Raw genomic sequence first — 25,316 nt, 5'->3', positions numbered from 1 at the left:
GGTACGGGCAGGAACCTCTGGCGCCGATCCGGTATCGATCGTGGTTCGCGCCCGCCGGACCGGCTATAGCAGCCGCCGCGTGGACCATTTGGGAGAAGGCATGGTGGCAACCGCAGGGATCGAGGCCGGCCGCAAGGCGCTGCTGGTGGAGCGCGACGCGCTCGATCGGCTCGCCGAATCGCTCGACGCCAGCTTCGACCGCGCCATCGACACGATCCTCGGCGCCGCGGGCCGGGTCGTGGTCAGCGGCATCGGCAAGAGCGGCCACGTGGCGCGCAAGATCGCGGCGACCCTGGCGTCGACCGGCACCGCCGCGTTGTTCGTCCATCCGGCCGAGGCCAGCCATGGCGATCTCGGCATGATCCACCACCAGGACGTGGTGCTGGCGCTGTCCAACTCCGGCAACACCGCCGAGCTGGCGGATGTGATCGCCTATACCCGCCGCTTCGCCATCCCGCTGATCGGCATGACCAGCCGGTCGCCGTCGAATCTCGCGGACCAGTGCGACACGGTGCTGCTGCTGCCGGCGGCGGAGGAGGCCTGCCCGACCGGGCTGGCGCCGACCACCTCGACCACCATGATGATGGCGCTGGGCGACGCCCTGGCGGTGGCGCTGATGCATCGCCGCGGCTTCTCCTCCGACGATTTCCGGGTGTTCCACCCCGGCGGCTCGCTCGGCACCAAGCTGATCCGCGTGCAGGACCTGATGCATGCCGAGGCCGAGCTGCCGCTGGTGAACCCGCAGATGCGGATGGACGAGGCGATCATCGAGATGAGCCGGGTCGGCTTCGGCTGCGTCGGCGTGATCGATGCCGACCGTCGGCTGGTCGGCGTGATCACCGACGGCGACCTGCGACGGCACATGAGTGCCTGCCTGCTGGGCCAGGCCGCCGGACAGGTGATGACCCCGGGGCCGCGCACCATCCGCCCGACGGCGCTGGCGGCGGAGGCGCTCGGGCTGATGAACCGCTATAAGGTGACCAACCTCTTCGTCACATTGGAGGGCCGGCCGGTGGGCATCCTCAGGGTGCATGACTGCCTGCGGGCAGGGCTGAGTTGAGCCCGGTGGCCGCGCCGCAGACGCCGGGCCCGGACAGAGCGCAGCGCAGTGCGAGCGCCGCGGGCCGGCGCGCGCGCTTGGTCGCGTCCGGCCGCGGCGGTAGCCTCAGCCGGTCCTACAGCCGCATGGTCGGCCTGCTGAAATACGCGCTGCCGGCCGCCGGCCTGGTGATCGTCGCCCTGGTCGTGGCGTGGCCGGAGCTGCACCACACCCAGGTCGACATCTCCAACCCCACCGAGCGTCCGGCCGCGGTCGCGGGCGAGATCCAGAATCCCCGCTACAGCGGTGTTGACGAGGCGGCGCGGCCCTACACCGTCTGGGCGATGCTGGCGAAGCAGGTGCAGGACCAGATCTTCGACCTGAACCGGCCCAAGGGGGAGATGAAGCTGCCCAGCGGCCTGGTGCTGAATCTCGATGCCCAGTCCGGCAAGCTGGACCGCAGCAGCAAATCGGTGCATCTCAGCGGCAATGTCACCCTGCGCCGCAGCGACGGCACTACCATGGTCACCGACGCCGCGGATATCAGCCTGGCCGACAAGGGCGCGCGCAGCAGCACGCCCGTGACGGCGGAGGGGCCTTTCGGTACGCTGTCGGCCGGGGGCTTCAAGGTCGAGCAGCAGGGCGACGTCATTATCTTCACCGGCCCGACCAAGCTGTTTCTCAAGCCCGGCGCCGACAAGGCTTTCGAAGGAACGCCGCAATGATCCGTCCGCTGATCCTCGCAGTCCTGCTCAGTGCCGTGGCCATGCCGGCCCTGGCGCAACAGCAGCTGCAGCTCGGCGGCGGCAAGGGCGAGCCGTCCGAGATCCAAGCCGACGACGCGCTGGAGTGGCACCAGAACGAGAAGACCTACATCGCCCGCGGCAACGCCGTGTACAAGCGCGGCGAGCTGACGGTGAAGGCCGATGTGCTGACCGCCTATTACCGCGAGCTGCCGGACAAGAGCACTGAGATCTTCCGGGCCACGGCCGAAGGCAACGTGCTGATCACCCGCGGCGAGGACACCAGCGCTACCGGCGGCAAGGGCGTCTACGAGCTCGACGCCCAGACCTTCACCCTGACCGGCGGCAATCTGAAATTCGTCAGCAAGGACGACGTGATCACCGCCACCGACAGCATGGTGTACCGCCAGGCCGAGGATGTGGCGATCGCCCGCGGCAACGCCACGGCGACCCGCGCCAAGGAGCAGAAATCAGTGCGTGCCGACACGCTGACCGGCCATTTCGCCCCGAACGAGAAGGGCGAGAAGGAGCTGTCGGTGGTCGACGCCGACGGCAACGTCAAGCTGACCACGCCGACCGACGTGGTCACCGGCCGGACCGGCCGCTACGACGTCAAGAGTCAGTTCGCGACCATCACCGACGATGTCCGCATGACCCGCGGCGGCAACCAGCTGAACGGCGACTATGCCGAGGTCGACATGGCCAGCGGCGTCAGCAAGCTGCTGACCCGGCCGGGCCAGGGCGGCCGCGCCCGGGCCCTGCTGGTGCCGGACGAGAAGAACCAGGGCCAGCCGGGCCTGCCCGGGCAGCCCGCCGCACCGGCCCAGCCGGCGCCGAAGCCGTAAGGGGCGGGCGATGACCAAGCCGATCAACCAAGCTCCGCCCGAGACCACGGGCGCGCCGCGCCTCGTCGCCAGGAATGACGGACTCGTCGCCCGCAATCTCGGCAAGCAGTACAAGAAGCGCCCGGTGCTGCGCGGCGTCAGCCTGCAGGTGCAGCGCGGCGAGGCGGTCGGGCTGCTGGGCCCGAACGGCGCCGGCAAGACCACCTGCTTCTACATGATCACCGGCCTGATCCAGCCGGATTACGGCACGATCCTCCTGGACGGGCAGGAGCTGACCGACCTGCCGATGTACCGCCGCGCCCGGCTCGGCATCGGCTATCTGCCGCAGGAGGCGTCGATCTTCCGCGGCCTGACGGTCGAGCAGAACATCCGCGCCGTGCTGGAGATCTCCGAGCCCGACCGCTCGACCCGCGAGGCGGTGCTCGAAGACCTGCTGGCCGAGTTCTCGATCAGCCATCTGCGCCGCACCCCGGCGCTGGCGCTGTCGGGCGGCGAGCGCCGGCGCGTCGAGATCGCCCGGGCGCTGGCCAGCCATCCGCATTTCATGCTGCTGGACGAGCCGCTGGCCGGCATCGACCCGATCGCGGTCGGCGACATCCGCGACCTGGTGGCGCATCTGCGCGACCGGGGCATCGGCGTCCTGATCACCGACCACAATGTGCGCGAAACCCTCGATATCGTCGATCGGGCCTATATCCTCCACGACGGCCGTGTTCTGATGGAAGGCGAACCATCCGACATCGTCGGCAATGAGGAGGTGCGGCGCGTGTATCTGGGCGAACGCTTCAGCCTGTAGACCACCGGGCAACCATGGCCATCTCGCAACGCCTCGGGCTCCGGCAGAGCCAGGCGCTGGTCATGACGCCGCAGCTGCAGCAGTCGATCAAGCTGCTGCAGCTGTCCAACATCGAGCTCTCCGCCTTCGTTGAGACGGAGCTCGAGCGCAACCCGCTCCTGGAACGGGAGGAGGGCGAGCGCGGCGATGACGGCGACGCGACCGGCGACCGGAACGACACTGAGCCCCCTGGTCCCGGATCAGCGGGGGCGGTGGCGTCGGACGTTGCCCTGACCGCGCCGGAGCCGCCGGCCATGGTGTCGGCGGACGCGCCGCTGGACACCGACTGGAGCAACCTGTTCACCGGGTCCAGTTCGACCGACCGCAACGACGATTATGGCGGCGAGGCGCAATTCGCTGGCGCCGGGCGCGGCCGGACGGATTTCGCCGACGACCTGCCCGGTCTCGAGGAGACGCTGGCGGAGCGGCCGAGCCTGCGCGACCATCTGCTGAGCCAGATCGCGATCGAATTCCTCGGCCCGGCCGACCGGCTGATCGCGGCCCGGCTGGTCGACCTCCTGGAAGAGACCGGCTATCTCGGCGCCACGGTCGAGGAGGTGGCGGCCGGCCTGGGCTGCCCGCCCGAGCGGGTCGAGGCGGTGCTGCGCCGCTGCCAGCGGCTGGACCCGCCCGGCATCTTCGCCCGCAGCCTGGCCGAATGCCTGGGCATCCAGCTGGCCGAGCGCAACCGTCTGGACCCGGCGATGCGCACCCTGCTCGATCATCTCGACCTCCTGGCTCGGCGCGACTTGGCCGCGGTGATGCGGCTGTGCGGCGTCGATGCCGAGGACCTGGCCGAGATGATCGCCGAGATCCGCGCCCTCGATCCCAAGCCCGGCGCCGCTTTCGACCATGAGATCGCCCAGACCCTGATCCCGGATATCCTGATGCGGGCGGAGCCGGAGGTCGGCTGGGTGGTCGAGCTGAACGCCGACACTCTGCCGCGCGTGCTGATCAACCGCCGCTATCATGCCGAGATCAGCCGCGGCGCCCGCAGCAAGGTCGACCGCGACTATGTCGGCACCTGCCTGGCCGACGCCAACTGGCTGGTCCGCGCCCTCGACCAGCGCGCCAACACCATCCTCAAGGTAGCGTCCGAGATCGTGCGCCGGCAGGACGCCTTCTTTGTCCGCGGTGTGCAGCACCTGAAGCCGCTGACGCTGAAGGACGTGGCCGAGACGGTGGACATGCACGAGAGCACGATCAGCCGGGTGACCACCAACAAGGTGATCGCCACTCCGCGCGGCGTGTTCGAGCTGAAATACTTCTTCACCCAGGCGATCCAAGGGGCGGGCGGCGCCGACGCGCACTCGGCCGAGGCGGTCCGCCACCGCATCCGCGCGATGATCGACGCCGAGCCGGCGGACGCCATCCTGTCGGACGACCGGATCGTCGAAATCCTGCGCGGGGAGGGGATCGACATTGCACGGCGGACCGTCGCCAAGTACCGTGAGGGCATGCGGATACCATCCTCCGTCCAACGACGGCGTGAGAAGGGTCTGAGCCGATGAGCGCTCCCCCCGCAGCCCGGGACCGGGCCCCCTTCATTGACACGAAGGCGCCCCATCCCTATGGTCGCCGCCCGAAGGCGGCCCCCAAGGCCGCCCCGTTCTTTTTTGGGCGCCCGTTTTCCATCGTGCAGCAGTGAAGCGACAGCCATGCAACTGACCGTTCGAGGCAAGCAGATCGACGTCGGTGACGCTTTGCGCACCCATGTCAGCGATGCCCTCACCAGCACGACCGCGAAGTACTTCAACAACGCGATCGAGGCGAATGTCGTCTTTTCCCGCAATGCGCATCTGATCCGGAGCGACCTGTCGGTCCATGTCGGCCGCAACATCCTCCTCCAGAGCAATGCGGAGGCCGAGAGCCCGTATCACGCCTTCGATGCTGCGGCCGACAAGCTGGCCAAGCGCCTGCGCCGTTACAAGCGCCGGCTGCGCGACCACCACCACAACGGCGAGGCCCAGCCGGCCCTGCCGGCGCAGGCCTATATCCTCGAGGCCGAATCCGAGGAGCTGCTGAACGGCGAGGAGCCGAACCAGCCGATCGTGATCGCCGACGTCTCGACCACGATCGAGAGCCTGACGGTGCTGCAGGCGGTGATGCGCCTCGACCTCGGCGACCTGCCGGCGCTCATGTTCCGCAACCAGGCCCATGGCCGGCTCAACATGGTGTTCCGCCGCCCCGACGGGAACATCGGCTGGGTCGATCCGAAAGGGACCGAGGATGCCGCCGCCTGAGGGCGGCGCATCCGATTTGTCATGATCGATTTCCTTCGCCCCGAGGCGATTCTCGCCAATCTGAAGGCTGCCAGCAAGAAGCAGGCGCTGCAGGAGCTGGCCCGCCGTGCCGCCGAACTGACCGGCCAGCACGAGCGCTTCATCTTCGACGTGCTGCTGGAGCGCGAGCGGCTTGGGTCGACCGGCGTCGGCCGCGGCATCGCCATCCCGCACGGCAAGTTGCCGCATCTGCAGGGCGTGTTCGGCGCCTTCGCCCGGCTGGAGCGGCCGATCGACTTCGACGCGGTCGACGAGCAGCCGGTCGACTTGGTGTTCCTGCTTCTGGCGCCGGAAGGGGCGGGGGCGGACCATCTGAAGGCGCTGGCCCGGATCAGCCGCATGCTGCGCGACGAGAGCCTGTGCGAGAAGCTGCGCGGCTGCCAGACCGCCGACGCGATCTTCGCCCTGCTGTCGCAGAGCGAGTCAGTGAACGCCGCTTGACCGCCGGCCCTCCGCTCCGCTAGCCGGAACGGATCGGCCCTCGCCAGCGGTTCCGTCATGTTTCTGCTCGGCCTCGACGCCGGCACCTCGGTCATCAAGGCCGCGCTGTTCGGGCGCGACGGCCGGCAGCGCGCCGCTGCGTCCCGCCGCACCACGGTCTCGCATCCGCACCCTGCCTGGTCGGAGAGCGACCCCGAGACGGCCTGGGCCGCCACGACGGCGGTGATCCGCCAGGTCCTGGCCGAGGCCGGGGTGGACGGAGCGTCCGTCGCGGCCATCGGCGTCACCGGGGCAATGATCGGGGCCTGGGTGATCGACGCCGACGGCAGGCCGCTGCGCCCCGGCATCCTGTGGGACGACGGCCGCAGCCAGCCCTGGATCGAGGCGATGCAGACCGGCGATCCGGCGTTCCTGTCCCGCATCTTCGCCTCGTCCGGCTCGGTCATGCAGCAGGGCTGCACCCTGCCGGTGCTGCGCTGGCTCTTGGACCACGAGCCCGAGATCATGGCCCGGGCCGACTGCGTGTTCGGTTGCAAGGACTATCTGCGCTTCCGCCTGACCGGCCAGCGTGCCGCCGACCCGACCGAGGCGTCGGTGGCGCCGGGGGACGGCCGGGCCCAGGGCCGCAGCGAGGCGATGCTGGAACTGTTCGGCCTCGGTCCGCACCGACACCTGCTGCCACTGGTGCTGCCGTCCGAGGCGATCGCCGGGATGGTGACCTCGGCCGCAGCGGCGGAGACAGGATTGCACGCCGGCACGCCGGTCGTGACCGGCGCCGGCGACGTCGCCGCCAGCGTCATCGGCTCGGGCGGGCTCGCCGCCGGATCGGCCTGCACCGTGCTCGGCACCACTTGCCTGAACGGCGTGGTGCTCGACGCGCCCTCCTTCGACCCGCCGGATCTCGGCCTGCTGTTCAGCCTGCCGGGCCGGCTGTGGATGCGCTCCATGGTGAATGTCGCCGGCACCAGCAACCTCGACTGGTGCCTGCGCAGCCTGTGCCCGGACCTAGCCCGGAACCCCGACCCCTATGCCGCGCTGGAGGCGCTGGCCGAGGCCGCCGCGCCGGGCGCCGGCGGTGCCGTCTACCTGCCCTATCTCAGCGAGGTCGGGATCATCGCCCCGGCGGTCTCGGCCGCAGCCCGGGCCCAGTTCGCCGGGCTGGCCCCGGGGCATGGGCGGCCCGAGCTGGTGCGCGCCGTCTATGAAGGGCTGGCCTACGCCATCCGCGACTGCTTCGCGGCGATGGCGGAGCGGCCGCACAGCGTGCTGCTGTCCGGCGGCGGCGGGCGCAGCCGGTTCTGGTCGCAGATGATCGCCGACGTGCTGGGCCTGCCGGTCGAGATCCCCGACGGTGGCGAATACGGGGCCTGCGGCGCCGCCCTGTTGGCCGGGACCGGCATCGGATGGTATCCCTCGATCGGCGACGCGTCGCGCCGGGTCCGCAAGGTCCGGCGCACGCATTGCCCCGATCCGGCGCTGCGGGAGGTCTATGAGGCCGCCTGGCGGCGCTACGGCGGGCATCGCGACGCGCTGCTGCGCATGCCTGCCCGTATGTCCGACCTTTCTTGACGAGGTCCGGATCGACCTTCATCATGCCGGATTGTGGTCTAGACCACCAGGGCCCGCCAATGACCGACCTACAGCCGACCCCGACGGACAAGCCGATCTACCAGCAGATCGCCGAGGATCTGGCCGACCGGATCCGCGCCGGCGGATTCGCCGTCGGCGACCGGCTGCCGTCGGAGCGCGACCTGGCCGACCAGCTGGGCATCAGCCGGATGACCGTGCGCCAGGCCTTCAAGAGCCTGACCGATGCCGGGCTGATCGAGAGCCGGATCGGCCGCGGCTGCTTCGTCGCCCGGCCGAAGGTGGACCAGAGGCTGCAGCGCCTGACCGGCTTCAGCGAGGACATGGCCCGGCTGGGCCGCCGCGCCGCTAGCGTGATCCTGCGCCAGGCCGTGATCCCTGCGATCGGCGAGGCGCGCGAGGCGCTGGGCGTGGCCGAGGGCGCGCCCCTGGTGCTGCTCGAGCGCGTCCGCCTGGCCGACGCCGTGCCGATGGCGTTCGAGGTCACTTGGCTGAACGCGGCGCTGGTGCCCGGCATCCTCGACCGCAACGATTTCCGCACCGCGTCGCTGTACGAGGTGATGCGCCACGACTATGGCCTGGTGCCCTGGCAGGCGGAGCAGACGGTCGAGGCCGATTTGCCCGACGCCGTGACCGCCGGGGCGCTGGACATCCCGCGCAGCGCGCCGGTGCTGGTCTTCACCCGGCGCACCGCCGATGCCGACGGCCACGTCATCGAATTCGTCCGCTCCGCCTATCGCGGCGACCGCTACAAGATGCGGGCGCGGCTCTCTCCACCGGACACCACAGACTCATGACCTCGACCGCTCTTTCCGGCGCCGCCGCCTATCTCGCCGGCATCGCCGACCGCATCGCCGACCTGACTGCGACCCAAAGCGAGGCGATCGGCGCCGCGGCGGCCGCCTGCGTCGAGACGATCCGGCGCGACGGGCTGATCTACATCTTCGGCACCGGCCATTCGCATCTGATGGCGGAGGAGGGGCATTTCCGCGCGGGCGGCCTGGCCTGCGTGGTGCCGATCCTGGCGTCCTCGGTGATGCTGCATGAGGGCGCGGTGGTCTCCGGCGCGCTGGAACGGATGCCCGGCCTGGCCGCGCCACTGCTCGGCCGCTATCCGATCGGGCCGGCCGATACGCTGTTCGTGTTCTCCAACAGCGGCGTCAACGCCGTGCCGGTCGAGGCCGCGCGCCACGGCCGCGCGAAGGGCGCCACGGTGGTGGCGGTGACCTCGATCGCCTATTCCCAGGCCGCGGCCGCCGGCCGGCCGACCCTGGCCGGGACCGCCGACATCGCCATCGACAACCAGGGGCCGCCCGGCGACGCCTCGGTGACGGCGGCGGAAGGGCTGATCGTCGGCCCGATTTCGACCGTGCTGGGCGCCGCGATCTGGAACGCGGTGCTGACCGAGACGGTGGCGCGCCTGGCCCGGTCGGGCGAGGTGGCGCCAGCCTATATCAGCTCGAACATGCCGGGGGCGAAGGAGCGCAACGCCGCCCTGGTGGAACGCTACCGGACGCGCAATCCGCATCTGTAGACGGCCCCGGCGGACGCTCGGCCAACGACGCGCCGCATTCCGGGCCGCAGGACAAGCAGGGGAGAGGGCAATGGCGACGAGATGGATCGTGTCGGGCGTGGCTGCGGCTGCGCTGCTCTGGGGCGCTGCCGCCCAGGCGGAGCCCGTGCAACTGGTGCTGTGGCACATGGAGCAGCCGCCGCAGCGTGTGGCGCGGGTGCAGGAGCTGATCGACGCCTTCAACAAGAGCCATCCGGACATCGCGGTGAAGCAGGAGCCGCAGAGCTGGGGCGAGATCTATGCCAAGGCGCCGGCCGCGATCGCCGCCGGCAACGCGCCGGACATGCTGTTCGCGATCCCGGATTTCACCCCGATCCTGAAGGACCTGGGCGCGCTGCAGCCAGTCGACGGCTTCGTCAAGCAGCTCGATGCCGAGCATCATTTCGTGCCCAGCGCCCTGGCGGCCTATAGCTATGACGGCGGCGTCTGGGCGGTGCCGCTGTACAACATGGCGATGTCGCTGTGGTACCGGAAGAGCGTGTTCGCCGAGGCCGGGCTGACGCCGCCAAAGACCTGGAGCGCGTGGAAGGCGGCGGCGGAGAAGCTGACCGCGGACGGCCGCTACGGCATCGGCCTGCCGGCCAACAAGCAACTCTACACCGACCAGACCGTCTACGACCTGATGGTCAATGCCGGCGCCGCCGACATCTACAACCCGAACGGCACGCTGCGCTTCGACAACCCGCAGACGGTCAAGGCCTACGACTTCTACAAGGACCTGTACCAGTTCTCCGCCGCCGACGCGCCGAGCTGGACCTGGGGCGAGGCCGAGGCCTGCTTCGCCAGCGGCGGCTGCGGCATGATCCTGCAGTTCACCGTGATCAGCACCTATGACAGCCAGGCCGAGGGCGACGCCCAGGATCTCGGCGTGGCGCCGATCCCGCATGCCGATGACCGCAAGGAGTCCGGCACCATCGCCTATTCCAACGCGGTGATGATCCTGGCCAAGGACGAGGCCAAGCGGAAGGCGGCCGAGACCTTCATTTCCTGGCTGCTGGAGCCCGAGACCTATGGCCGCTTCCTGAACATGGAGCCGGGGCTGTTCCTGCCGGTCACCGCCGACGGCGCCAAGGCCAAGAGCCTGTGGAGCGACCCGCTGGTGGTGAAGTACAAGCCGCAGATCGAGGCGATGATCGCCAACAGCCGCAACGGCGCGCTGTTCGGCTTCACCGGCGGCCACACCTTCCCCAGCATCGCCGCGATCTCGGCCCAGAACATCCTGGCCGAGACGCTGCAGAAGGTGGTGGTCGACGAGATGTCTGCCGCGGCCGCGGTCAAGGCCGGGCAGGCGCGGATGCAGGAGGCGGTGAAGTAGGGGAGGGAGTGCGGGGCGGCCTTCCGTTCATGCCCAGCTCCACTCAAAGTCCCCCCTCCCCTTGCGGGAGGGGGGCAGGGGGAGGGGTCTGCGCGCGTCCGCGCGCGAATGCGCAGAAGGCTGAATTCGCCGCTCGGGCAGGATGCCGCCATCCAAGCCGGGGCGTGCCGAGAGAACCCCCTCCCCCTAGCCCCCTCCCGCGAGGGGAGGGGGGACTCGAAAGAGCGAGCAAAGGATGAGCGTCGTCCCGCGCCGGCGCCGGTCGCGTGCCCGGTCCGAGGCGACCGCCGGGATGCTGATGGTGGCGCCGGTGCTGGTGTGGCTGGCCGCGACCATCCTGTATCCGCTCGGCGCGTCCGTGGCGATCAGCCTGCGCGACATCCGCATCATCGGCTCCGATGGCGGCTTCGTCGGGCTCGGCAACTATGCCGACGTGCTGGAGATGTTCCGGCTATGGGCGGCGCTGGGGCGCAGCCTGGTCTGGGTCGCCGGCAACGCCGTGCTGCAGACCCTGTTGGCGCTGGGCACCGCCCTGCTGCTGAACCAGCGCTTCCGCGGCGTGCGGCTGGTGCGGGTCTGGGTGATCCTGTCCTGGATCGTGCCGACCATCGTCGTGGTCATCATCTGGCGCTGGCTGCTCGGCACCTCCGGCGGGGTGGTGAACTATCTCCTGGTGTCGCTCGGATTGACCGATCGACCGGTCGGCTTTTTCGCCGGGCCGGGCAGCGCCATGGCGTCGCTGGTGGTGATCAACTCCTGGCGCTGGTTCCCCTTCGTCGCGGTGATGCTGCTGGCGGGGCTGCAGCGGATCCCGGCCGACCTGTACGAGGCCGCGGCGATCGACGGCGCCGGTCCGTGGCAGCGCTTCCGCCGCATCACCTGGCCGCTGCTGCAGCCGACCCTGCTGGTGCTCGGCGTGGTCGGCACGCTGCTGTCCTTCAACGTCTTCGACATCATCTGGCTGACCACGGCGGGTGGACCGTCCGGCGCCACCCAGACCCTGCCGGTGCTGATCTACGAGACCGCGTTCAAATCATACCGGCTGGGCCAGGCGGCGGCGATGTCGGTGCTGGTCAGCCTGGCCCTGATGTCGCTGGCCGTCCTTCTGACCTGGGCGCTGGCGCCGAAGGGCGAGGCATGAGGCGCGGCCTGGGCCAGCGCCTGGCGATCGGCGGCGGGCTGCTGGGCCTCGCCATCGTGGTGCTGCTGCCCTTCTGGTTCGTCGCCACCGGTTCGGTCAAGGCGCCGCAGGAGATCATCGCCCGGGTGCCGACGCTGGTGCCGCAGAGCTTCACCCTGCGGCATTTCGACAAGCTGCTCGGCGCCTCGGACTATCCGCGCTATCTCGGCAACAGCCTGGTGGTCGGGCTCGGCTCGACCGCGATCACCGTGGTGCTGTCGGTGCTGGCCGCCTACGGCTTCTACCGGCTGCGCTTCCCCGGGCGCGACCTGCTGTTCCGGGCGGTGCTGGTGGCCTATGCCTTCCCCGGCATCCTGATCCTGATCCCGCTGTACGGGATGATGTCGCAGGCCGGGCTGATCGACACGCCGGCGGCGCTGGTGATCGTCAACGTCACCTTCGCCTCGCCCTTCGCCATCTGGATGATGCGCAGCTTCTTCGCCTCGATCCCGGCGGAGCTGGAGGAGGCGGCGCTGATCGACGGCGCCTCGCGGCTGGCGATCCTGCTCAGGATCATGGTGCCGCTGGCGGCGCCCGGCATCGCCAGCGTCGCCATCTTCGCTTTCATCGCCAGCTGGACCGAATACCTGTTCGCCTCGGTGCTGATCCTGTCGGACGCCAACCGCACCTTGCCGGTCGGCTTCGCCGGCATCATCGGCCAGTACCAGATCGACTGGGGCCTGCTGCTGGCCGGGGCGACACTGGCGACGGTGCCGGTGGTGCTGCTGTTCGGCATCGTCGGCCGCTGGTTCATCGCCGGGCTGACAGCGGGCGCCGTGAAATAGAAAAAGCCCCGCCAAGGGCGGGGCTTTCGCACTCACTCGTCAGGAGCCTCGGGTCAGTGGGCGCTGACCGGTTCCATGTCGTTCTGCCGGACCACGGCGAAGGCCAGGTCGCGGTCCTTGACCACGGCCAGCGGGGTGCCGTCGGCGCCGTGCACGGCGAAGGCGGCCTCGCCCTCGACCACGGTCGGCTTGACGAAGGCGATCTGGTTCAGGCCGATCGCCGCGAAATCGGTCGGCGACATCTGGGTGAAGGCGGGAATGGCGTTGGTATTCATGATGGTCACCACGAGTTTCGGTTCACCCTTCGACGTCGGTCGAGACGTCGATCGCAGTCTTGCCGTTGGGTTTCGCCGCAGAACGATTGATGGCGATGGTCCGGACCTTGGCCTCGGGTACCGGCCGGCGGAGATCGATGTTGAGGAGTCCGTTGTCGAGCGAAGCCCCGGTCACCTCGATGCCCTCGGCCAGCACGAAGGCGCGCTGGAACTGGCGGGCGGCGATGCCGCGATGCAGGAACATGCGGTCCTTGTCGTCGGTCTGCTTGCCGCGGACCACCAGCTGGTTGTCCTCGATCTGCACCGTCAGGTCGGCGTCGGTGAAGCCGGCGACCGCCAGGGTGATGCGCAGCTGGTCCTCGCCGAGCTGCTCGATGTTATAGGGCGGATACCCGTCGCTCGGCGTCCTGCCGATCCGGTCGAGCGTCCGCTCGAACTGCTCGAAGCCGAGCAGGAGCGGGCTGTTGAACAGCGACACCCGCGTCATGGTCACTCCTCCTGAGAGCGAGCTTGCCGGAACCCCCGGCTCGGGCGGCCCGGTTGTCCGGCGCCTGCGGAGCAGGGACCACGCGGCATCCCCACTCGTTAAACAGGAAATGGGGGGTGACCGGTCGGTTTCAAGATCGGGCAGGGCGTGGCGCTCGGGGGAAGCCGCATGCTATCACTCGACCCATGAGACAGAAGCTGGAAGGCGCGCCGGCGGCGCCGAAGGGCAAGGCGGCACCGAAGACGGCGACGGGTTCGGCCCGGCGCGGCCGGCCGCCCCGCGCCGGCTTGTCGCACTGGCAGCAGCGCGTGCTCGACCTGGTGCGAGCCAGCGCCGAGCCGGCCAGCGCCTACGACATCCTGCGCGAGATGAAGGATGACGGCATCACCGCCCCGCCGGTGGTGTACCGGGCGTTGAAGGGGCTGCTCGACCGTGGCCTGGTGCACCGGATCGAATCGCTCAACGCCTATGTGGTGTGCGGCGGACCGGACCACCACCACACCCATCCGGCGCAATTCGCCATCTGCCGCGACTGCGGCCGGGTGGAGGAGATCACCGATGCCGCGGTCGACGGGCTGATCGATGCCTGGACCGGGCGGATCGGCTTCGTCGCCGACAGCCGCACCATAGAGATCCTCGGCCGCTGCCGCGACTGCGCCGCTGGGGCGGCACAAGCCGCGGGCTAGCCCGCAGGGCTGCAGCTCTTCGCCGCCTCGGCCTTGGCCAGCTGGTGGGTGTGGGACAGCAAACCGGCATCGCCGGGCTCGCCCTGATCCGGCACCACGATCTTCGCCGCCTTTCCGTAGCGGGCGATCACCGCCTCGACCGATTGCGGCCAGCGGCAGATGTCGGAGTCGGGACCGGAGATGAGATTGGCCTGTTCGGCCGCCCGGATCATGCAGCCGAACAGCACCGCGCTGTCCGGCAGGAAGGCGACGGTGTTGTCGCGAGTGTGCGCCGGGCCGGGATAGAACAGCTCGATCGTACGGCCGCCGCCGGTGATGGTGGTCGACTCGCCGCTCCAACTGCGCTGGATCGAGGCTGCGCCGGCAGCCTCCTTGGCCGTCTCGTCACGGGCCAGCGACCAGCCGCCGCGGGCATGCACCGCCGCCAGCCCGGACAACCGGTCGTCATGCGCATGCGACACCACCAGGTTGACCGGCCGGTTCGGCGCGGCCTCGGCCACCCGCTCCAGCAGCGCCACCGTCTGTGCCGGCATCCAGGCGGCGTCGATCAGCAGCACCTCCTCGGGCCCGATCACGGCCAGGCCATTGGATGCGACCCAGCCCTGCTCAACCTTCTTCCAGCTGGTGTGCAGCCAGACGCCGTCGGCCAGCTCGCGGAAGCCGAGCGGCGGCGGCGCCTCCGAATCCTGGGCCAGGGCCGGCCGAATCAGGGCCAGGGACAGGCCGGCGGCGCAGCCCTGCAGGAAGGCGCGGCGGGACGGGGCGGGAACGGGCATGTCGGTCCTCGAATGACGGGACGGCAGATCGGCCGCCCGGCATCGTCCCTCGCGGAGAATCTGGGCGATTCTGGGGCGTGACGCCGGCGCCGGGCCGGAAGCGAGTCCGTGCATACCATCCTATAAGCCCGTGGGCGACAGGCTTGCGTCTCGTTATTATGTTATATAATAACAGTTAAATCCCGAAACCCGAGGCGCGCCATGTCCCGCATCCCCGTGACCCTGCTGACCGGCACTCTCGGCGCCGGCAAGACCACGCTCTTGAACCGCATCCTCGCCGAGGCACACGGCCGCCGCTATGCCGTGGTCGTCAACGAGTTCGGCGAGATCGGCATCGACGGCGACCTGGTGGTCGGCGTCGACGAGGAGGTGTTCGCGCTGAACAATGGCTGCCTGTGCTGCTCGGTGCGCGGCGACCTGATCCGGATCATCGGCGGGCTGATGAAGCGGGCCGGCAGCTTCGACCGCATCCTGGTCGAGACCACGGGCCTGGCCGACCCGGCGCCGGTGGCGCAGACCTTCCTGGTCGATGACGAGGTGCGCGAGCGTACCGCCCTCGACTCGATCGTCACCGTGGTCGACGCCCGCAACATCGAGGCGCGGCTGGCCGACAGCGACGAGGCGGAGGAGCAGGTGGCCTTCGCCGACACCATCCTGGTCAACAAGACCGACCTGGCCGACGAGGCCGGGCTGGCGACCGTGGAGGCGCGGCTGCGCGCCATCAACCCGGTGGCGCGGCTGCTGCGGACCCGGCGCTGCGACGCCGATCTCGGCACAGTGCTGGACGGCGCCTTCGATCTCGACCGGCTGCTGGCGCTCGAGCCCGACCTGCTCGACGGCCATGGCCACCATCATCACGAGCATGACCAGGGCGTCGGCAGCGTCTCGTTCCGGATCGACCGGCCGCTGGACGGTCGCCGCTTCGTCGACTGGATCGGCATGCTGCTGGCGATCCGCGGCGCCGACATCCTGCGCAGCAAGGGCATCCTCGCCTTCGCCGGCGAGGACCGGCCCTTCGTGTTCCAGGGCGTGCACATGCTGCAGGAGGGCGATTTCGCTCCGGCCTGGCGGCCCGGCCAGTCGCGCGACAGCCGGCTGGTGCTGATCGGCCGCAACCTCGACGTCGCCGTGCTGCGCGCCGGCTTCGAGGGCTGCGTCGCCGCATGAGCCTGCTGCTGCCGCCGCGTGCCCTGGCCGAGGAGAGGGGCACGGTCTGGGCCTGGCCGGCGCCGGTGGTCGGGGCGGCCTTCGACGCGGCCGGGCATCTCGCTTTCGGCCTGGGCGATGGCACCGTCCGGTTGGCGTCGCCCGACACGTCCGAGACAGTCGCCGTGCCGGCGCATCGCGGCGCCGTCCTCGCGCTGGCGCCGGATGTCGGCGACGGCTTCCTCACCGGCGGCGATGACGGTCGGCTATTGCATGTCGGGCCGGACGGGACCGCGGCCGAGATCGCCGCCGCACAGGGTCGCTGGATCAGCGCCGTCGACGCCGCGCCCGCCATCGGGCGGCGTCTCGCCGTCGCCGGCAGCGAGGTGCTGGTGTTCGATGTGGACGGCGCGCCGGTGACGCGGCTGCAAGGGCCGGCGGGGCTGGATGGCGCCGCCTTCGACCCGCGCGGCCGGCGCATCGCCGCGGCGCATTACGGCGGCGTCACCGTCTGGTCGCCGCGCAAGCGCGCCTGGGCGGCGAAGCTGTATGGCTGGCAAGGCGCGCATCTGGCGGTGCTCTGGCATCCGCGGTCGCGCTTCGTGGTCTCGGCGATGCAGGAGAAGGCGCTGCACGCGTGGCGCCTGTCGGACGGCGTGCATATGCAGATGCCGGGCTATCCGGCCAAGCCGCGGTCGCTGGCCTGGGCCGATGGCGGCAAGGTGCTGCTGACCTCCGGCTCGGAAGGCGTGGTGTCCTGGCGCTTCACCGGCCGCGACGGCCCGATGGGCGGCACCGCTAGCGAAAGCGGCTGGGCGCGGGGCGTGCCGATCACCCGGGTCGCGGCCCATCCGCAGCTGCCGGTCGCGGCCGCCGGCGCCAAGGACGGCTTCGTCGCGCTGATGCCGCTCGACGGCAGCGGCTATGTCCCGGTGCTGCGCCCGAACGGCGCCGCGGTCGAGGCGCTGGCCTTCTCGCCCGACGGGCGCTGGCTGGCGGCGGGCGATGCCGGCGGCCGGGCGACGCTGGTCGACCTGCAGCCGTGACGGATCCGTCCGACGTCGCCACCCGCCGGGCTCGGCACTGGCCCGAGGCGCGGCGGGTGCTGGCCCATCCCGATTTCCACCATGGCTTCCGCGAGGCCCAATCCGGCCGGCCCTTCGACCACCGCCGCGCCGACGCGTTGCCGCGGCTCGGCCAGATCCGCTACGAGAACGGGCGCCAGATCGCGGCGGAATGCGCCGCCCTCGGCCTGACGGTGGAATGGCCGTCGCCGGGCCATATCCCGCCGGCCCTGAAGCTTCTGGTGCTGCGCCGGCTGCGGCCGGGCCGGCGATAGGCTAGGGTGGCGCCGGGTTTCATGTGAGGCGCGCCATGATGCAGATCGACGGCCAATGCCATTGCGGCCATGTCGCCTATGAGGCGGAGATCGACCCGGAGCGGTTGGGGATCTGCCACTGCACCGATTGCCAGGCGCTGACCGGCTCGCCCTTCCGGGTCACGGTGATGGCTGCGCGCGACCGTATCCGGCTGACCGCCCATGAGCCGAAGGTCTATGTGAAGGTCGGCGACAGCGGCCGCCGGCGGCTGCAGTCCTTCTGCCCGGAATGCGGCTCGCCGCTCTTCGTCACCGGCGAAGGCGCCGATGGCGAAATCTGGGGCATCCGCTGGGGCAGCATCCGCCAGCGCGACCGGCTGGTGCCGAAGCTCCAGATGTGGTGCCGCTCGGCCTTGCCCTGGATCCATCACCTCGCCGATCTACCGGGCAAGCCGGCCGACTGATCACTCCTCCCTTGGTCGATATCCACCCGGCCGGCGCTTTCCGATCTTGCAAAGATGTTATACATTAACGTCAATGGTGCCGCGCCCGCCGGGCGCTATGGTGCCGGACCTTCTCACGCCATCGGCTGATCCATGACCGTGTCGCATCACCACCATGCCGCCCGCCGGGCCGGGGAGATCGGACCGTCGGCCCTGGCCGCGCCGGTCGGGGCTCGCCTGCTCGTCGCCTTCGCGCTGATCGCGGTGCTGTGGCTGGCCGTGGCCTGGGCCATGGGCTGGTTCGGAGCCGCGCCATGAGCGTCGGGCGCATCCGCCTCGCCAACCTGACCGCCGGCTATGAACGGCACCCGGCGGTGCATCATGTCGACGGCAGCTTCGAGCCGGGCACGCTGACCGCCATCGTCGGCCCGAACGGCGCCGGCAAATCGACCCTGCTGAAGACCATCGCCGGCCTGCTGCCGCCGCTGTCCGGCCATGTAGATCTCAGCGGACTGCGCCGGCGCGACATCGCCTATCTGCCGCAGCAGGCGGAGATCGACCGCAGCTTCCCGATCTCGGTCGCCGACACCGTGCTGCTCGGCGGCTGGGCCCGGACCGGCATCTTCGGCGGCGTCTCGAAGGACCTGCGCCACCGAGCCGAGGAGGCGCTGGAGGCGGTCGGCCTCGGCGGCTTCGAGGCGCGGCCGATCGGGAGCCTGTCCGCAGGCCAGTTCCAGCGCGTGCTGTTCGCCCGGCTGCTGCTGCAGGACGGCCGGGTGATCATGCTGGACGAGCCCTTCACCGCGCTCGACGCCAAGACCACGCGCGACCTGGTCGACGTGGTCCGGCGCTGGCATGGCGAGGGCCGCACCGTCATCACCGTGCTGCACGACCTCGACCAGGTGCGCGAGGTATGCCCGGACACGCTGCTGCTGGCCCGCGACCCAATCGGCTGGGGCCCGACCGGCGACGTGCTGTGCGCCGAGAACCTGCTGCGCGCCCGCGCCATGGCCGAGGCCTGGGCCGACGGCGGCGAAGCCTGCCGGCGGAGCGCGGCGTGACGGCGGTGTGGGATTTCCTGGTCACGCCCTTCCTCGACTATGCCTTCATGCAGCGGGCGCTGGTGGCGTGCCTGGCGCTGTCGCTGGGCTGCGGCCCGGTCGGCGTGCTGCTGGTGCTGCGGCGGATGAGCCTGGTCGGCGATGCCATGTCGCATGCGGTGCTGCCCGGCGCCGCGGTCGGCTTCCTGGTGTCGGGCCTGTCGCTGTGGTCGATGGGCCTCGGGGGCCTGATCGCCGGCCTGGCCGTGGCCCTTTTGGCCGGCGCCGTCACCCGGGTCACGGCGCTGCGCGAGGACGCGTCCTTCGCCGCCTTCTACCTGATCGCCCTGGCGGCGGGCGTGCTGATCGTCTCGACCCGCGGCAGCAATGTCGACCTGATGCATGTGCTGTTCGGCACCATCCTCGCGGTCGACGACGCGGCGCTGCTGCTGATGGCCGGCATCGCCACGGTGACGCTGATCGCCCTGGCGCTCCTGTACCGGCCGCTGGTGGTGGAATGCTTCGACCCCGGCTATCTGCGCATGGTCGGCGGCGTCGGGGCGATGGTGCACTTCGCCTTCCTGATGCTGGTGGTGTTGAATCTGGTCGGCGGCTTCCAGGCGCTCGGCACCCTCATGGTGGTCGGCCTCATGATGCTGCCGGCGGCGGCGGCAAAGTTCTGGAGCCGGTCGCTGTGGTCGCTCTTCGCCTGGGCGGCCGGCCTCGCGCTCCTGTCCGGCTATTCCGGCCTCCTGGTCTCCTATCACGGCAGCCTGCCCTCCGGCCCCAGCATCGTGCTGACGGCCGGCGTCTTCTACCTGCTGTCGCTGATCTTCGGGACGCATGACAGCCTGCGGGCCCGATACCTGCCCACCGCGCATTTCGCGCACTGAACTCCCGCAACCGGAGTTATCACATGAGGATACCGTTCCGTGCCGGCCTGATCGGCCTGTCCCTTGCTGTCCTGTCGCTGCCCGCGGCGGCGGCGGAGAAGCTGCAGGTCGTCGCCAGCATCACCGTCCTCGCCGACATCGCGAAGCAGGTCGGCGGCGACACTGTCGAGGTCCGCAGCCTGGTCGGCCCCAATGGCGACGCCCATGTCTACGAGCCGACGCCGCAGGACGCCCAGGCGGTGACCAAGGCCGGCCTCGTCGTCGTCAACGGGCTGGAGCTCGAAGGCTGGATGGACCGGCTGGTCGCCGCCTCCGGCACCAAGGCCACGATCGTCGTCGCCACCGCGGGCGTGCCGACCCGGAAGATGGACGAGGACGGGCAGGAGATCACCGATCCCCATGCCTGGAACAGCGCGGCGAACGGCGCAATCTATGCCGTCAACATCGCCAAGGCGCTGGCGGCCGCTGACCCGGCCCATGCCGCGACCTACCAGGCCAACGGCGTGAAGTACGAGGCCGAGCTGAAGGAGCTGGACGCCTGGGCCCGGCGCGAGGTGGTGACCATTCCGGCCGACAAGCGCAAGGTCATCACCAGCCATGACGCCTTCGGCTATCTCGGCGCCGCCTACGGCATCGAATTCCGCGCCCCGGTCGGCTTCTCGACCGAGAGCGAGGCTTCGGCCGGTGACATCGCCAAGCTGATCGACCAGATCAAGCAGGAGCACATCAAGGCGGTGTTCATCGAGAACGCCACCGACCCGCGCCTGGTGCAGCAGGTGGCCAAGGCCTCCGGCGCCGAGATGGGCGGCGAGCTCTATGCCGAGGCGCTCTCGACCGCGGACGGGCCGGCTTCGACTTACGCGAAAATGTTTCAGTATAACATTTCGCTTCTGGTCGCCGGGATGAAGCAGAACTGAGGACCTGACGAAACCGCAGGTCGGGCCCATATTACGAACCCGACCTGCAGGCTTTCCCGGAGTCCGTCCACCTTCCGTATTCATGATGCGGCCGGGCCGGGCCAGGACCATGAAGGGGCGAGGAGGGGATCCGATGGCACAGACGTCGGTGGTCAAGGTGGATCGCGCAGAAGTGCGCGACGCGTTTGACTTTGTCAGCCTCGGCGAACTGCTCGGAGCGGAGGCTTACATCTCGCTCGATACCGGGAAAGTCTACCTGCGAACCGTCGATGGCGATGTGATGGAGGAAGACGAGGTTCCGGAGGACGTCGAAACCTCAGACCGCTACATCGCCGTGCCGCACAAGGCCGAGCTCGATCTCGGCCGAAGGCTGGCGCTGCGCTTCACCGAGCAAGAGCTTCCCGGAGACTATGACGCTGTCAGAGATCTCTTCCGGCGGAAGGGCGCGTATTCGGGCTTCAAACGATTGCTGGAAGCGCGAGGCGCGCTCCAGCGGTGGTACAACTATGAAGAGCGTGCCACCGAGGAGGCCCTTCGAGCTTGGTGCGAAGACAACGGCATTCAGCTGATCGGATGACAGCCCGGCCGGCTTCTGAAACTTGGTGTCAATCCTTTCCCTTCGGCGCCGCCTCGGCCCCGAAGATCGCCTTGGCCAGGCTCATCGTGCCGGGCGGGGTGTCGCGCAGATAGGGCAGGGGGCGGCACACCTTCATCGTGGCGACGCCGATGCGGACGCTGAGGATGCCGTTGATCGCGCCCTCGCCGGCGCGGCGGCCGAAGGCGCGCAACAGGCCGGCGCCAAGGAAGTCGCCGAGATAGTCGTTGGCGGCCTCGATGCCCCCGGCGATCAGCAGCGTCGTCGCCACCCGCCGGATCAGCGACAGCGTCGCGAACAGCCCGGGGCGGAAGCCCTGGATCTCGGCGATGCGCCGGATCATCCGCAGGTTCAAGGCGCCGGACGCCACCATGTCGACGATGGCGAAGGGCGTCACCGTGGTGATCAGCGCCGTGCGCCGCGCCGTGGCGGCGATGGCGGCGCGGCAAGCGGCGTCGATCGGGCGCTGGGCGTGCAGCTCCAACAGGGCGATCAGCTCCGCCGGGTCGCGCAGCTCGTCGCGCTCACGCTCCAGCCGTGCCAGGCCGTCGGCCGCGGGGCCGTCGCTGTGCAGCCGGCGGAAGCGGGCGATCACGGCGTCGGCCGCGGCGGCGTCGCCGCCGGCCGCCGCCCGGCCCAGGCTGCGGATCTCCTCGACCCGGCCGAGCCGGCGCAGCGCCAGCAGCTCCCACCCTGCCCAGACCAGGATCCCGGCCCCGGCGACCGCCAGCAGCGCCAGCGTCACCGCCTGCAGCAGGCCGCCTTGGCTCAAGAGATCGGTGACCAGCCGTTCGACCCACAGGCCGATGCCCAGCCCGACGAGGCCGACCAAAGCGCCGAAGGCGAGGCGCAGCGCCACGCTGCCCGGGCTGCGGCGACGGCGCAGGCCGGGATCGACCGAGTCGGGCGCGGCCGGGACCGGCGCATCCTCCACCGGCACCGAATCGGCCTGGTCGAGCGCGAACACGGCGGGCGCCCGGCCCCGGTCGCGCTCCGGCTCCGGCGGCTGGTCGAGGATCAAGGGCGGCCGACTCATGCCAGGTCCTCCCCGATCAGGAACTGCAGCGCCCCATCCAGGCGGATATGCGGCCAGGGCTGGCCGTCGGCGCCGAGCTCGGCCGGCGGCAGGAAGCGCTGGGCGCCGAAGCGGCCGCCGCCGCGGGCCTCGCGCAGGCTGCGCGGCAGCGCGCCGGGATAGGCCGCGACCGGCTTGCCGCCCGGCTCGATCACCCCGGCGACGCAGCGCAGGGTCTCGCCCTCGTGCTTGACGTCGACCTCGCGGGTGGCGCGCAGCGAGGCGATCGCCATCGATCGGGCCGTGGCGCCCTGGAAGGCGGTGCGGCGGACGCTCTGCTGCAGCAACTCGTCCATCAGCCCGACCAGCGGCTCATGCCCCTCGCGCGGCAGGTGGTCGGCCTTGGTGGCGGCGAACAGCACGCGGCGGATCCGCGATTCGAACGGCCACAGCCAGTTGATGCCGCCGGTCTTGAAGCAGGTCAGGATGTCATCCATGGCCCGGCCCAGATCCTCGAGACTCTCCGGCCCGGCGGCGAGATGGGCCAAGAGGTCGACCAGCACGATCTGCCGGTCCAGCCGGCTGAAATGGTCGTTGAAGAACGGGCGGATGACCTTGGCCTTATAGGCCTCGAACCGCTCCTCCATCAGCCGCCACAGCGACCCGCGCGCCGTCTCGCGCGGCCGCGGCAGCGGGCAGAAGGTGAGGGCGGGGGATCCCTCCAGGTCGCCCGGCAGCAGGAAGCGGCCGGGCTGCAGCCGGCTCAGCGGGATCGCATGGGTGCGGCATCCGCGCAGATATTCGGTGTAGAGCCGCGCTGCCGCGATCGCGTCGGTTTCCTTCGCCGGCCCGGCGGGGTCGAGCTCGGCGATGGCGTCGCGCCACACCTTGGACAGCGGCGCTCGCACCCCGGTGGTGGCCAGGGCCAACGCCTCCTCCGCCCAGCCGGCATAGTCACGCTCCAAGAGCGGCAGGTCGATCAGCCATTCGCCGGGATAGTCGAAGATGTCGAGATGCAGCACCTGGTCGCCCAGCAGGCTGCGCAGCCCGCTTTTCGGGGCGAAGCGCAGCGACAGGCGCAACTCGGCGACGTTGCGGGTGCCGGCCGGCCAGTCCGGATACCCGCCGGATCCCGTCAGCCGGCCCACCGCCTCCTCATAGGGGAAGCGCGGCAGCTCGAGATGCGGCTGCGGCCGCAGCACCGCGGCGCGCAGCCGGTCCTCGGCGACGGCGTCCAGCAGCCCGAAGCGCCGCGGATCGGTTAACCCATGCACCAGCGCGGCGATGAACACCGATTTGCCCGCCCGGCTCAACCCGGTGACGCCGAGGCGGATGCGGCGGTCGAACAGCTCGCCGGCCCGATCGAGGAAGTCGGTGGGGAACAGCTCCATGAACGGGCGGCGGACTCCGGTGGCCTGGGACGGACAGCCTAGCCCATGTGCGGACGCGGCGCCTCGGCGTCAACCCGCGCATGGCCCGACAGGTTGCATCTTCGGCTGCAATCGGCCATTCCTCGGATGGGGCGCCGGGTGGGTGGGCCGTGTTCTATTTCCTGTCGAAACTGATCTGGTTCTTCATCCAGCCGCTCGGTCTCGTGCTGCTGGCGCTATTGGCGGCCACGGCTGGGTTCCTGTTCCGCTGGCGGCGTCTGGCCCGGCGCCTGGTGATCGCCGTGACCCTGGCTTTCGTCGCGGCCTGCGTGCTGCCGATCGGCGATCTGCTGATGCTGCCGCTGGAGAACCGCTTCCAGAAGCCGGACCGGCTGCCGGCGACGCTGGACGGGATCATCGTTCTCGGCGGGGCCGAGGAGAACCTGATGTCGGGCCTGCGCGGCGAGCCCTCGCTGAACAACGGTGCCGAACGGCTGTTCGCCGCCCTCGATCTGGCCCGCCGCTTCCCCGACGCACCGGTCGTGTTCTCCGGCGGGCTTGGCGATCCATGGAACGGCATTCCGCCGCAATCGGACATCTTCCGCGACGCCATGATGATGGCCGGGCTGCCGGAACAGCGGATGATCCTGGAAGGGCAGGCCCGCAACACCGACGAAAATGTCCTGCTGCTGAAGCAACTGGTGCAGCCGCAAGCCGGGCAGCACTGGGTGCTGGTCACCAGCGCCTTTCACATGCCGCGGTCGATGGGCCTGTTCGCCAAGGCCGGCTGGAAGGTGGTGCCCTGGCCGGTCGACTATTTTGGCCGGCCGCCGGAGCTGTTGCCCAGGTCCAATCTGGTCGAGCAGATGGCTGTTCTGACCATCGCCCAGCACGAATGGGTCGGCCTGCTCGCCTACTGGGCAACGGGTCGCATCGACACGCTGTTTCCCGGGCCCTGATCGGGCGGCTATAGCTGGGGCGCCGCCGCCCGGAGGACCCTGTGGCCAGCCCCGACTTCCCGCCCGAGTTCCGCGACCGCTTCGCCGCGCTGCTGCGCTGGCGCCGCGACGTGCGCCGCTTCCGCCGCGACCCGCTGCCGACCGGGCTGATCGACCGGCTGCTCGACCTCGCCTGCCTGGCCCCTTCGGTCGGCAACAGCCAGCCCTGGCGCTTCGTCCTGGTCGAGGACGAGGTGCGGCGCGCCGCGGTGCGGGCCGTGTTCGGCCGCTGCAACGACACCGCCGCCTCAGGCTATGACGGCGACCGCGCGGCCCATTATCGGCGGCTGAAGCTCGCCGGGCTGCAGGAGGCGCCGGTGCAGCTCGCCGTGTTTTGCGACCGGTCGACCGGGCAGGGACACGGGCTGGGACGGCAGACCATGCCGGAGACGCTGGACCATTCCGCGGTCACCGCCATCCACACGCTGTGGTTGGCCGCCCGGATCGAAGGTGTCGGGCTGGGCTGGGTGTCGATCCTGGAGCCGCAGGCGGTGGCGGCGCTGCTCGACGTGCCGCCGGACTGGCATCTGATCGGCTATCTTTGCCTTGGCTTCCCGGAATCGGAGGAGCCGGTGCCGGAACTGGAGCGCGAGGGTTGGCAGTCCCGGCTCGGCGCCTGCCGTACGGTGCTGCGGCGCTGACAGGCCCGGCTTGACTCGCGCGCGCGTGCTGGACGATTGTATCGACCAAGATACAAATGTTTATCACGTCCGCCGAGGCCTTCGCCGTCAG

At 70.2% G+C, this 25,316-nt stretch carries 30 protein-coding genes; 25 read left to right on the top strand and 5 right to left on the bottom strand.

Going from position 1 to position 25,316, the window contains the following annotated elements:
* Positions 1 to 100: 100 nt before the first annotated feature.
* The 13 genes from FFK22_RS08410 to FFK22_RS08350 all read left to right on the top strand — a co-directional run bounded on the left by FFK22_RS08410 (position 101) and on the right by FFK22_RS08350 (position 12,625).
* Complete coding sequence (locus tag FFK22_RS08410; protein WP_138887245.1) at positions 101 to 1,060, top strand: SIS domain-containing protein; 960 nt, start codon at positions 101 to 103, stop codon at positions 1,058 to 1,060.
* Between the two features lie 77 nt (positions 1,061 to 1,137).
* Positions 1,138 to 1,764: an LPS export ABC transporter periplasmic protein LptC gene (lptC, locus tag FFK22_RS08405; protein WP_138887246.1), complete on the top strand. Its 627-nt coding sequence runs from the start codon at positions 1,138 to 1,140 to the stop codon at positions 1,762 to 1,764.
* Positions 1,761 to 2,627, top strand: a complete 867-nt coding sequence (locus FFK22_RS08400) for an LptA/OstA family protein (protein WP_138887247.1) — start codon at positions 1,761 to 1,763, stop codon at positions 2,625 to 2,627. Before lptC ends, FFK22_RS08400 begins: the two co-directional genes overlap by 4 nt.
* Before the next feature lie 10 nt (positions 2,628 to 2,637).
* A complete protein-coding gene (gene lptB, locus FFK22_RS08395) occupies positions 2,638 to 3,423 on the top strand; it encodes an LPS export ABC transporter ATP-binding protein (RefSeq protein WP_138887248.1) in 786 nt (261 codons plus the stop codon).
* A gap of 14 nt (positions 3,424 to 3,437) precedes the next feature.
* Positions 3,438 to 4,973 (top strand): RNA polymerase factor sigma-54, encoded by a 1,536-nt coding sequence (gene rpoN / locus FFK22_RS08390; RefSeq protein ID WP_138887249.1) that lies wholly within the window; start codon positions 3,438 to 3,440, stop codon positions 4,971 to 4,973.
* A 147-nt stretch (positions 4,974 to 5,120) separates the two neighbouring features.
* Positions 5,121 to 5,705, top strand: coding sequence for a ribosome hibernation-promoting factor, HPF/YfiA family (gene hpf, locus FFK22_RS08385; protein ID WP_138887250.1), 585 nt, complete (start codon positions 5,121 to 5,123; stop codon positions 5,703 to 5,705).
* A gap of 21 nt (positions 5,706 to 5,726) precedes the next feature.
* Complete coding sequence (gene ptsN / locus FFK22_RS08380) at positions 5,727 to 6,185, top strand: PTS IIA-like nitrogen regulatory protein PtsN (RefSeq protein ID WP_034845261.1); 459 nt, start codon at positions 5,727 to 5,729, stop codon at positions 6,183 to 6,185.
* A gap of 57 nt (positions 6,186 to 6,242) precedes the next feature.
* Entirely contained in the window at positions 6,243 to 7,754 is a 1,512-nt protein-coding gene (locus tag FFK22_RS08375) for an FGGY-family carbohydrate kinase (RefSeq protein WP_138887251.1), read from the top strand.
* Between the two features lie 59 nt (positions 7,755 to 7,813).
* Positions 7,814 to 8,569 carry a GntR family transcriptional regulator gene (locus FFK22_RS08370; protein ID WP_186002372.1) on the top strand — a complete coding sequence of 252 codons (756 nt, stop codon included), beginning with the start codon at positions 7,814 to 7,816 and terminating at the stop codon, positions 8,567 to 8,569.
* Positions 8,566 to 9,306, top strand: coding sequence for an SIS domain-containing protein (locus tag FFK22_RS08365; RefSeq protein ID WP_138887253.1), 741 nt, complete (start codon positions 8,566 to 8,568; stop codon positions 9,304 to 9,306). The genes FFK22_RS08370 and FFK22_RS08365 overlap by 4 nt, the downstream gene beginning before the upstream one ends.
* A 70-nt stretch (positions 9,307 to 9,376) precedes the next feature.
* A complete protein-coding gene (locus FFK22_RS08360; protein WP_138887254.1) occupies positions 9,377 to 10,660 on the top strand; it encodes an ABC transporter substrate-binding protein in 1,284 nt (427 codons plus the stop codon).
* Between the two features lie 235 nt (positions 10,661 to 10,895).
* Positions 10,896 to 11,801 (top strand): carbohydrate ABC transporter permease, encoded by a 906-nt coding sequence (locus FFK22_RS08355; RefSeq protein WP_138887255.1) that lies wholly within the window; start codon positions 10,896 to 10,898, stop codon positions 11,799 to 11,801.
* Complete coding sequence (locus tag FFK22_RS08350) at positions 11,798 to 12,625, top strand: carbohydrate ABC transporter permease (protein WP_138887256.1); 828 nt, start codon at positions 11,798 to 11,800, stop codon at positions 12,623 to 12,625. The genes FFK22_RS08355 and FFK22_RS08350 overlap by 4 nt, the downstream gene beginning before the upstream one ends.
* Before the next feature lie 53 nt (positions 12,626 to 12,678).
* Here FFK22_RS08350 and FFK22_RS08345 read toward each other — a convergent pair whose 3' ends face one another.
* Both FFK22_RS08345 and FFK22_RS08340 read right to left on the bottom strand, forming a co-directional pair.
* Entirely contained in the window at positions 12,679 to 12,900 is a 222-nt protein-coding gene (locus FFK22_RS08345; RefSeq protein ID WP_138887345.1) for a DUF1150 family protein, read from the bottom strand.
* 22 nt (positions 12,901 to 12,922) lie between these two features.
* Positions 12,923 to 13,387 carry an Hsp20 family protein gene (locus FFK22_RS08340; protein WP_138887257.1) on the bottom strand — a complete coding sequence of 155 codons (465 nt, stop codon included), beginning with the start codon at positions 13,385 to 13,387 and terminating at the stop codon, positions 12,923 to 12,925.
* A gap of 185 nt (positions 13,388 to 13,572) precedes the next feature.
* Between FFK22_RS08340 and FFK22_RS08335 the strand changes: the two genes are divergently transcribed.
* Positions 13,573 to 14,073 (top strand): Fur family transcriptional regulator, encoded by a 501-nt coding sequence (locus tag FFK22_RS08335; RefSeq protein WP_138887258.1) that lies wholly within the window; start codon positions 13,573 to 13,575, stop codon positions 14,071 to 14,073.
* Here the strand turns inward: FFK22_RS08335 and FFK22_RS08330 are convergent.
* Positions 14,070 to 14,849: an MBL fold metallo-hydrolase gene (locus tag FFK22_RS08330; protein ID WP_186002371.1), complete on the bottom strand. Its 780-nt coding sequence runs from the start codon at positions 14,847 to 14,849 to the stop codon at positions 14,070 to 14,072. The genes FFK22_RS08335 and FFK22_RS08330 overlap by 4 nt on opposite strands.
* A gap of 201 nt (positions 14,850 to 15,050) precedes the next feature.
* Here FFK22_RS08330 and FFK22_RS08325 point away from each other — a divergent pair, with 201 nt between their 5' ends.
* The 9 genes from FFK22_RS08325 (at position 15,051) to FFK22_RS08290 (ending at position 21,183) form a co-directional block, all read left to right on the top strand.
* Positions 15,051 to 16,016: a GTP-binding protein gene (locus tag FFK22_RS08325; protein ID WP_138887260.1), complete on the top strand. Its 966-nt coding sequence runs from the start codon at positions 15,051 to 15,053 to the stop codon at positions 16,014 to 16,016.
* Positions 16,013 to 17,041: a WD40 repeat domain-containing protein gene (locus FFK22_RS08320; protein WP_138887261.1), complete on the top strand. Its 1,029-nt coding sequence runs from the start codon at positions 16,013 to 16,015 to the stop codon at positions 17,039 to 17,041. Before FFK22_RS08325 ends, FFK22_RS08320 begins: the two co-directional genes overlap by 4 nt.
* Positions 17,038 to 17,334 carry a hypothetical protein gene (locus FFK22_RS08315; protein ID WP_138887262.1) on the top strand — a complete coding sequence of 99 codons (297 nt, stop codon included), beginning with the start codon at positions 17,038 to 17,040 and terminating at the stop codon, positions 17,332 to 17,334. Before FFK22_RS08320 ends, FFK22_RS08315 begins: the two co-directional genes overlap by 4 nt.
* A 35-nt stretch (positions 17,335 to 17,369) precedes the next feature.
* A complete protein-coding gene (locus FFK22_RS08310) occupies positions 17,370 to 17,777 on the top strand; it encodes a GFA family protein (protein WP_221938474.1) in 408 nt (135 codons plus the stop codon).
* A gap of 132 nt (positions 17,778 to 17,909) precedes the next feature.
* The gene (locus tag FFK22_RS42800; RefSeq protein WP_186002370.1) at positions 17,910 to 18,074 is read left to right on the top strand and encodes a hypothetical protein; all 165 of its coding nucleotides are present in this window, start codon (positions 17,910 to 17,912) and stop codon (positions 18,072 to 18,074) included.
* Positions 18,071 to 18,817, top strand: coding sequence for a metal ABC transporter ATP-binding protein (locus FFK22_RS08305; protein ID WP_138887263.1), 747 nt, complete (start codon positions 18,071 to 18,073; stop codon positions 18,815 to 18,817). The genes FFK22_RS42800 and FFK22_RS08305 overlap by 4 nt, the downstream gene beginning before the upstream one ends.
* Entirely contained in the window at positions 18,814 to 19,689 is an 876-nt protein-coding gene (locus FFK22_RS08300) for a metal ABC transporter permease (protein WP_221938473.1), read from the top strand. Before FFK22_RS08305 ends, FFK22_RS08300 begins: the two co-directional genes overlap by 4 nt.
* A 23-nt stretch (positions 19,690 to 19,712) precedes the next feature.
* On the top strand, positions 19,713 to 20,606 hold the full coding sequence (locus FFK22_RS08295; RefSeq protein WP_138887264.1) for a metal ABC transporter solute-binding protein, Zn/Mn family: 894 nt from the start codon (positions 19,713 to 19,715) through the stop codon (positions 20,604 to 20,606).
* 133 nt (positions 20,607 to 20,739) lie between these two features.
* On the top strand, positions 20,740 to 21,183 hold the full coding sequence (locus FFK22_RS08290; RefSeq protein ID WP_138887265.1) for a UPF0158 family protein: 444 nt from the start codon (positions 20,740 to 20,742) through the stop codon (positions 21,181 to 21,183).
* A 28-nt stretch (positions 21,184 to 21,211) separates the two neighbouring features.
* On the opposite strand, the gene FFK22_RS08285 is transcribed toward FFK22_RS08290, so the two are convergent.
* Together FFK22_RS08285 and FFK22_RS08280 are read right to left on the bottom strand one after the other, a co-directional pair.
* On the bottom strand, positions 21,212 to 22,237 hold the full coding sequence (locus FFK22_RS08285) for a TIGR01620 family protein (RefSeq protein ID WP_138887266.1): 1,026 nt from the start codon (positions 22,235 to 22,237) through the stop codon (positions 21,212 to 21,214).
* A complete protein-coding gene (locus tag FFK22_RS08280) occupies positions 22,234 to 23,607 on the bottom strand; it encodes a YcjX family protein (protein WP_138887267.1) in 1,374 nt (457 codons plus the stop codon). Before FFK22_RS08280 ends, FFK22_RS08285 begins: the two co-directional genes overlap by 4 nt.
* 149 nt (positions 23,608 to 23,756) lie before the next feature.
* Between FFK22_RS08280 and FFK22_RS08275 the strand changes: the two genes are divergently transcribed.
* The gene (locus tag FFK22_RS08275; RefSeq protein WP_138887268.1) at positions 23,757 to 24,545 is read left to right on the top strand and encodes a YdcF family protein; all 789 of its coding nucleotides are present in this window, start codon (positions 23,757 to 23,759) and stop codon (positions 24,543 to 24,545) included.
* 41 nt (positions 24,546 to 24,586) lie between these two features.
* The gene (gene bluB, locus FFK22_RS08270) at positions 24,587 to 25,225 is read left to right on the top strand and encodes a 5,6-dimethylbenzimidazole synthase (protein WP_138887269.1); all 639 of its coding nucleotides are present in this window, start codon (positions 24,587 to 24,589) and stop codon (positions 25,223 to 25,225) included.
* The last annotated feature ends 91 nt before the right edge of the window (positions 25,226 to 25,316 follow it).

Origin of the sequence: Mycobacterium sp. KBS0706 (assembly GCF_005938675.2) — a bacterium.
In the GTDB taxonomy this organism is placed as follows: Bacteria; Pseudomonadota; Alphaproteobacteria; order DSM-16000; family Inquilinaceae; genus Inquilinus.
The sequence above is the reverse complement of the archived record's forward strand: the minus strand, read 5'-3'. Positions and strand labels throughout refer to the sequence as shown.